The organism is Micromonospora sp. ATA51 (assembly GCF_016802855.1).
Classification (GTDB): Bacteria; Actinomycetota; Actinomycetes; order Mycobacteriales; family Micromonosporaceae; genus Micromonospora; species Micromonospora sicca.
The window spans coordinates 1-6,977 of the sequence record NZ_JAEVHJ010000335.1; the positions used below are offsets into that span (position 1 = coordinate 1).

Here is a 6,977-nt window from a genome sequence, read left to right on the forward strand (position 1 = left end):
CCGGCCGCCGCCGCCGAGGCCGCGGCGGCGGTGAAGGTGCTGGTCTTCCACGGGCCGACGGACAAGCAGGACGACCCGGTCGCCAAGGCCACCGCCACCATCCGGCAGCTGGGCGAGCAACACGGCTTCACCGTCGACGACTCCGCCGACCCGGCGGTGTTCACCTTCGGCAACCTGGCCCGGTACCGCGCGGTGGTATTCCTCTCCGCCAACGGGGTGACGCTCGACGACGCCCAGGAAGCGGCCTTCCAGGCGTACGTCAAGGCCGGCGGCGGTTTCGTCGGCGTCCACGACGCCGCGCGCGCCCAGCCGGAATCCTCCTGGTTCACCGGTCTGATCGGCACCCGCCCGGCCGCCGGCCTGCCCAACGCGGAGAAGCCGGTCTCGGCCACGGCGAGCGCCGAGAACCCGCCGAACGAGACCGCGGCGAAGGCGATCGACGGGTCGACGGGCACCAAGTGGCTGACGTTCTCCCCGACCGGGTGGCTCGCCGCCAAGCTGGCCAAGCCGGTCGTGGTGTCCCGCTACGCGCTGACCTCGGCCAACGACTTCCCGGGCCGGGACCCGAAGAACTGGACCCTGCAGGGCTCCCAGGACGGCGCCACCTGGACCGACCTGGACACCCGGACCGGGGAGACCTTCCCGCAGCGGTTCCAGACCCGGCAGTTCAGCTTCGACAACAGCACGGCGTACCAGCACTACCGGCTGAACATCACCGCGAACAGCGGGGAGCCGCTGATCCAGCTGGCCGAGCTGTGGCTGATCGGACCCGACGCCGGCCCCGCCCCGGACAGCACGGTGCAGCGGGCGGTCGTCGACGTCACCGACCGGCAGCACCCGGCCAACAAGGGCCTGCCGCTGACCTGGACCCGCTCCGACCAGTGGATCAACTGGGACCCGAGCCCGGTCGGCAAGGTCCACACCATCGCCCAGGTCGAGGAGGGCACCTACAACGCGGGGCTGAGCGGCAACGGGGCGTTCCACCCGATCTCCTGGTGCCAGGACTACGACGGCGGCCGGTCGTTCTACACCGGCATGGGGCGCACCGCAGACAGTTGGACCGGGGACAAGCAGTTCCAGGGCCACCTGGCCGGGGCCATCAAGTGGACGACCGGCATGGTGCGCGGCGACTGCCAGGCGACCATCGCCGCGAACTACCGGATCGAGCGGCTCACCGCCGCCAACCAGGCCGGCCAGCTCGACCAGATCGGTGAGCCGCACGGCCTGACCATCGCGCCCGACGGCGCGGTCTACTACATCGGCAAGGCGGCCTGCCCGACCGGGCCGGTCGCCAGCTGGGACGACCCGAAGGTCGGCCTCGGCTGCGGCACGATCCACCGCTGGGACCCGAAGACCAAGCAGGTCAAGCTGCTCACCACGCTGCCCGTGATGGGCAACCGGGGCAGCGGCAGCGAACTGGTCAAGAACGAGGAGGGCCTGGTCGGCATCACCCTCGACCCGAAGTTCGCGCAGAACGGCTGGGTCTACGTCTACTGGATGCCGCACGAGTCCATCGACCGGGACCGGCGGATCGGCCAGCGGACCGTGTCCCGGTTTACCTACGACGCCGCGAAGCAGACCATCGACCAGGGCACCCGCAAGGATCTGCTGCACTGGGACACGCAGATCCACAGCTGCTGCCACGCCGGCGGCGGGATGACCTTCGACGAGAGCGGCAACCTCTACATCGGCTCCGGCGACAGCAACTCCTCCGGCGGGTCCAACGGCTACGCCGGCAACAACTGGACCCAGGACTACAAGGGCACCTCGTTCCAGGACGCCCGGCGTACCGCCGGCAACACCAACGACCTCAACGGCAAGATCCTGCGCATCCACCCCGAGGCCGACGGCACCTACACGATCCCGCAGGACAACCTGTTCACCGGCAAGGAGGAGGGCGGCGGCAAGACCCGCCCGGAGATCTACGTGATGGGCGTACGCAACATCGCCCGGATCGCCTGGGACCCGGTCAACCACTGGCTGACCGCCGCCTGGGTCGGCCCGGACGCCGGCGGCCCCAGCCCGGACCTCGGACCGGCGAAGTACGAGACTGCACGATCATCACCTCGGCGGGCAACCAGGGCTGGCCGTACTGCATGGGCAACCGGCAGCCCTACCGGGACCGCAGCACCACCGACGCGAACGTGCTGACCGGCTGGTACGACTGCGACAACCTGAAGAACGAGTCGCCGCGCAACACCGGTCTGGTCAACATCCCGCCGGCCCGGGACAACATGATCTGGTACTCGCCGCAGGGCGGTGGGCCGGTCTACCCGAAGCGCGCCGACGGCAGCGGGCTGCCGACGTACGTGGCGGGCGAGGAGAAGTTCACCCAGCCGTACCTCAAGGGCGGCGGGCAGGCCATCATGGACGGCCCGACCTACCAGCGGGAAAAGGTCGACACCGACAGCGGGGTCGCCTGGCCGGCGTACTGGGACGACAAGTGGTTCATCGGTGACCAGTCCAACGCCAACAACCGGGTCGCCGTCACCGTGGACCCGGACAAGGTGCCCGACCACGGCCCGCCGGCATTCGCCGAGGACCTGCGCCAGATCATCCGATCCGGCAACGGCGCCAACCAGCTGCAGTCCTGGATGGACGCCAAGTTCGGCCCGGACGGGGCGCTCTACATGCTGGACTACGCGGGCGGCTTCTTCAGCCTGCACCCGAACCAGAAGCTGATCCGCGTCGCCTACCAGGGCGGCCCGGCGACGCCGCGACCGAGCGACGCCATCGCCCGGGCCGTGGCGCAGAGCAGCCCGAAGACGATCGCGTTCTCCAGCGCCCGGGCCGGCGGCATCGCCTGGGAGTGGAACTTCGGCGACGGCAGCGCGCCCTCGCACGAGGCGAACCCGACGCACACCTACGCCGACTACGGCACCTACCAGGCCACGCTCAAGGTGACCTACGCCGACGGCGAGGTGGCCACCGCCAAGATCGAGGCCGTCGCGGGCTGCACCGCGCCGGACGCCCGCAAGACGGTGCAGCTGCTCGACAAGGACACCGGCGTGGCCAACCGCCAGGCCGGCGGCAACTGCACGGTCAACGACCTGATCGACGATGAGCGCAACTGGACGAACCACGGCCAGTTCGTCAGCCACGTCGCCGGTGTGGTCAACGACCTGCGCGCCGACGGCGTGCTGGACAACCGGGAGGCGACGAAGATCAACACTGCGGCGGCCCAGTCCGAGATCGGCAAGGTCGCCGGGTACCGGGCGCTGTTCGACGGCACCGCGGAGTCGCTGGCCGACTGGCGGCAGGCGCCCGGCGGTTCGTTCGCGCTGCGGCCGGACGGGTCGATCCGCAGCTCCGGTGGGCTCGGCATGCTCTGGTACGCCAAGGACGAGTTCGCCGACTTCTCCCTGCGGATGAAGTTCCGGGACGTCTCCGCCGACGGCGTCAACGCCAACAGCGGCGCCTTCACCCGGTTCCCGGACCCGCGGATCCCGCTGGACCAGCGTCCCGCCGGCAGTTGCGGCACCGTCGGGTCGGCCCGGACCTCCCAGGCCTGGGTGGCGATCTACTGCGGCCAGGAGATCCAGATCTACGACGGGACCACGGGTGAGCCGCAGAAGACCGGCTCGATCTACAACTTCGACCCGGTCGGCCTGGACCAGGCCGGGGTGACCCCGAAGGGCCAGTGGAACGACTACGAGATCCGGGTGGTCGGGCAGCACTACACGATCATCCGCAACGGCGCGGTGATCAACGAGTTCGACAACACGCCGGGCAAGGCGTCGTCCCGCCAGGGCGACCCGCCGACCGACCTGCGCCAGTTCCTCAGCGGCTTCGTCGGGTTGCAGAACCACGGCACGAACGACCTGATCGAGTTCCGCGACGTGCGGGTACGCGAGCTGTAGCGATCCGGTGCCGGGTACGGGGATGTGCCTCCGTACCCGGCACCTCGTCCGTCCCAGGTGGGCGCCGCCGCCGGCCGCCGTTGCCGTCGACCGTACGACAGGCGTAGGAGCGGATGCCGCGCATCTTCCACACGTGTCCGAAGACCGATCACGGCCGAATTCATAGTTTCATTTCGATCGTTGCGGTGTCACCCGCGCCCGGCCGGTCGGGGACGGGCGCGGGCCGTCGACGGTCGGCGCGGGGAGGAGGAGCACGCGAATGCAGAGTCCGAGGATTGCCTGGCGGGCGCTGGTGGTGGCCGCGGTCACCGCGGCGGCCGCCCTGCGGGCGACGAGCGCGATGGCGCAGCCGGGGGCCGACGAGCGGCCCAGGCTGGTCGTCGAGAACGGCGTCACCCAACCGGCGTTCGCCTACAGCGACGCGGTCCGGGAGAGAATCTTCGTCACCTCCGACGTCGACACCGACGGGGACGGCGCGCTCGACGTGGTGGCCATGGACGTCATGCGGCCCAGGGCCAGTGAGAACGGGCTCCGGGTCCCGGTGGTGATGGACGCCAGCCCGTACTACTCGACGGTGTGCCGGGGCAACGAGAGTGAGTGCAAGGGCGACGTCGACGGCGACGGGCTGAACGACAGATGGCCGCTCTTCTACGACAACTACTTCGTGCCGCGCGGTTACGCGTTGATCCTCCTCGACATGATCGGTACCAACAATTCGACGGGATGCCCGGTCACGGGCGGCCGGGCCGACAACATCAGCGCGCCGACGGCGATCGACTGGCTCAACGGGCGGCGACGCGGGTTCGACGCCGCCGGCAGAGAGGTCGTCGCCGACTGGCACAACGGCCGGACGGGCGTGATCGGCAAGTCGTACGACGGCACGCTCGCCAACGCCGCCGCGGCGAGCGGGGTGGACGGCCTGACCACGATCGTGCCGATCTCGGCCATCTCCAGCTGGTACGACTACTCGCGCAGCAACGGTCTGGTCACCCGGGCCAACAACTATTCGGGCAGCCTCGCCAACACCGTCACCAACCCGGCCCGCCGGGCGTACTGCGCGCCGGTGCGTGGCACGCTCGGGCAGGGGGGTGACGACGTCACCGGGGACTACAACGACTTCTGGGCGGAGCGGGACTACGTGCCGCACGCCGACCGGGTCAGGGCGAGCGTCTTCGTGGTGCACGGCATCAACGACGACAACGTCCGCCCGGACCACTTCAGCAGGTGGTGGGCCGCCCTGGGCGAGCGGGACGTGCCCCGCAAGCTCTGGCTGACCGGCACCGGGCACGTCGACCCGTTCGACTTCCGCCGAGCCGAATGGGTCGACACCCTGCACCGCTGGTTCGACTTCTGGTTGCAGGGCATCGACAACGGGATCATGCGGGAACCGACCGTCGACATCGAGCGGCTGCCGGACGTCTGGGAGACGGCGCGCACCTGGCCGCTGCCCGACACCCAGCCGACCCAGGTGTTCCTGCAGGCGCCGGTCGGTGATGGCGCGGGCGGACTGTCGGTCCGTCCGGGCCCCGGGAACAGGTCGGCTACCTTCCAGGACACGCCCACGATGAGCCAGACCAATGCCATCCGGCATCCGTCCGACCCGCTGGCGAACACCCAGAACCGGCTGGTGTTCCTGTCCCCACCGTTGACGGGCTCCCTGCACATCTCGGGCACACCGATCGTCAAGATCAACGCTTCGGTCGACGGCGAGGACACCAGCTTCGCCGGGCTGCTGGTCGACTACGGGACCCGTCAGCGCTTCAGTACCGCGGGCGATGGCATCCGGACCCTGACCGAGGAGGACTGCTGGGGTGCGGAGGCCGACTGGGGCGGCTTCGCCGAGGACGCCTGCTATCGCAAGGTGGAGAAGACCGTCGCCACGAACCCGCAGGAACTCGTGACCAAGGGCATCATCGACGGCCTCAACATCGATTCGCGTACCGAGTCCACCCCGCTCGTGCCCGGTCAGAAGAACGCCGTCGACCTGTCCCTGCTGCCCGAGGACTACGTCTTCGACGCCGGCCACCAGATCGGCGTGGTCCTGCTGTGTTCATACTCCGGTTACAGCAGCCGGGCGAAGCAGAACCGGGCCGACATCACCATCCACTTCGACCGCAGCCGGATCCAGTTGCCCGTCGTGGGTGGCCGGACGGCGGCCGTGGCGGCCGGTCTGTAGGTATCCGGGAGCGGGGCGTCGCGCACCGCACGCCCCGCTCCCGGGCCCGCCGCGCCGGCCCGCCGACGATCAGGGACCGAGCTGGTACCGGCCGGTCAGGCGGCCGAGCTTCAAGGCCAGGTGCAGGCAGAGCCGTTCGTTGCCATCCTTCAGATCCCTGTCCGCGAGCGACTCCACCCGTTGCAGCCGGTAGTACAGCGTGGTGCGGTGCAGCGCAGCCGTTCAGCCGTGGCATGAGCGTTGCCAGCCAGGTCGAGGTAGGTCTCCAACGTCTCCAACAGCACCTGGTGGGCTTCGTCGCCCAGCAGCCGGCCCAGTCCCGGGTGCACCCGCGCGACGTCCAGGTGCCGGGCGTCCACGCCGGACAACAGGCGGTAGATTCCCAGCTCGGGCCAGTAGACGACTGGACCGAGAGCGGGCAGGTGGGTGCCCACCCGGGCCGCCTGGAAGGGTGTGCACGCTTGCCGAGGATCGACGACACGCTGACGTCGGTCTTCGATCAGCGCCGGCCGGTTGACCTGCTGCTGCGGGGCTGGCCGGGCGGTGTCGACGCGCCGACCCTCGACGGCAAGCTGCGCGAACTGGTGCTGGCGCTCTGACGCGACGTCCAGCCCGTTCCGGGCCGTGCACGTCCGCCGCGGTCGTTATGCTCCCGCCGTGTTCCGAAATCTCTTCAACCGTGGTCCGGAGCCCGTCGAGCCGGCCGCCGACCTCGACCCGGCCCTCGACGACCACGACCTGCGGGCCGCCCGCGACAAGGCGCTCACCGGCGACTGGCAGGCCGCCCGCGACGTCGTCGAGGCCGCCGGCTCCGACTGGGAACGACGCGGGCGCCGGGTGTCGGCGCTGGGCGTGGCGGCCGCGGACGACGGAGCCTGGCTCGACGCCTGGCGCGCGGAAATCCCGGACGACCCGGCGGCGGCGGCGATCTGGGCGTCGAC

At 70.2% G+C, this 6,977-nt stretch carries 6 protein-coding genes and 1 pseudogene; 5 read left to right on the forward strand and 2 right to left on the reverse strand.

The window, feature by feature from the left end; all coding sequences use genetic code 11:
- The 3 genes from JNW87_RS32085 to JNW87_RS32095 form a co-directional block, all read left to right on the forward strand.
- Positions 1-2,151, forward strand: a 2,151-nt coding sequence (locus JNW87_RS32085) for a ThuA domain-containing protein (RefSeq protein ID WP_238454963.1), incomplete at its 5' end; no start/stop codon positions are given.
- A complete protein-coding gene (locus tag JNW87_RS32090; protein ID WP_238454964.1) occupies positions 2,097-3,860 on the forward strand; it encodes a family 16 glycoside hydrolase in 1,764 nt (587 codons plus the stop codon). The genes JNW87_RS32085 and JNW87_RS32090, both read left to right, overlap by 55 nt.
- Before the next feature lie 259 nt (positions 3,861-4,119).
- A complete protein-coding gene (locus JNW87_RS32095) occupies positions 4,120-6,036 on the forward strand; it encodes a Xaa-Pro dipeptidyl-peptidase (protein WP_109799744.1) in 1,917 nt (638 codons plus the stop codon).
- Between the two features lie 69 nt (positions 6,037-6,105).
- Here the strand turns inward: JNW87_RS32095 and JNW87_RS41775 are convergent, their stop codons facing one another.
- Both JNW87_RS41775 and JNW87_RS32100 read right to left on the reverse strand, forming a co-directional pair.
- Complete coding sequence (locus JNW87_RS41775; RefSeq protein ID WP_161557743.1) at positions 6,106-6,213, reverse strand: hypothetical protein; 108 nt, start codon at positions 6,211-6,213, stop codon at positions 6,106-6,108.
- Positions 6,186-6,470, reverse strand: a complete 285-nt coding sequence (locus JNW87_RS32100; protein WP_238454965.1) for a hypothetical protein — start codon at positions 6,468-6,470, stop codon at positions 6,186-6,188. Before JNW87_RS32100 ends, JNW87_RS41775 begins: the two co-directional genes overlap by 28 nt.
- Before the next feature lie 27 nt (positions 6,471-6,497).
- On the opposite strand from JNW87_RS32100, the gene JNW87_RS32105 reads away from it, so the two are divergent.
- Both JNW87_RS32105 and JNW87_RS32110 read left to right on the forward strand, forming a co-directional pair.
- Positions 6,498-6,635, forward strand: coding sequence for a hypothetical protein (locus JNW87_RS32105; protein ID WP_238454966.1), 138 nt, complete (start codon positions 6,498-6,500; stop codon positions 6,633-6,635).
- Positions 6,636-6,693: 58 nt separating this feature from the next.
- Positions 6,694-6,977, forward strand: a pseudogene (locus JNW87_RS32110) (hypothetical protein); the annotation flags it as partial.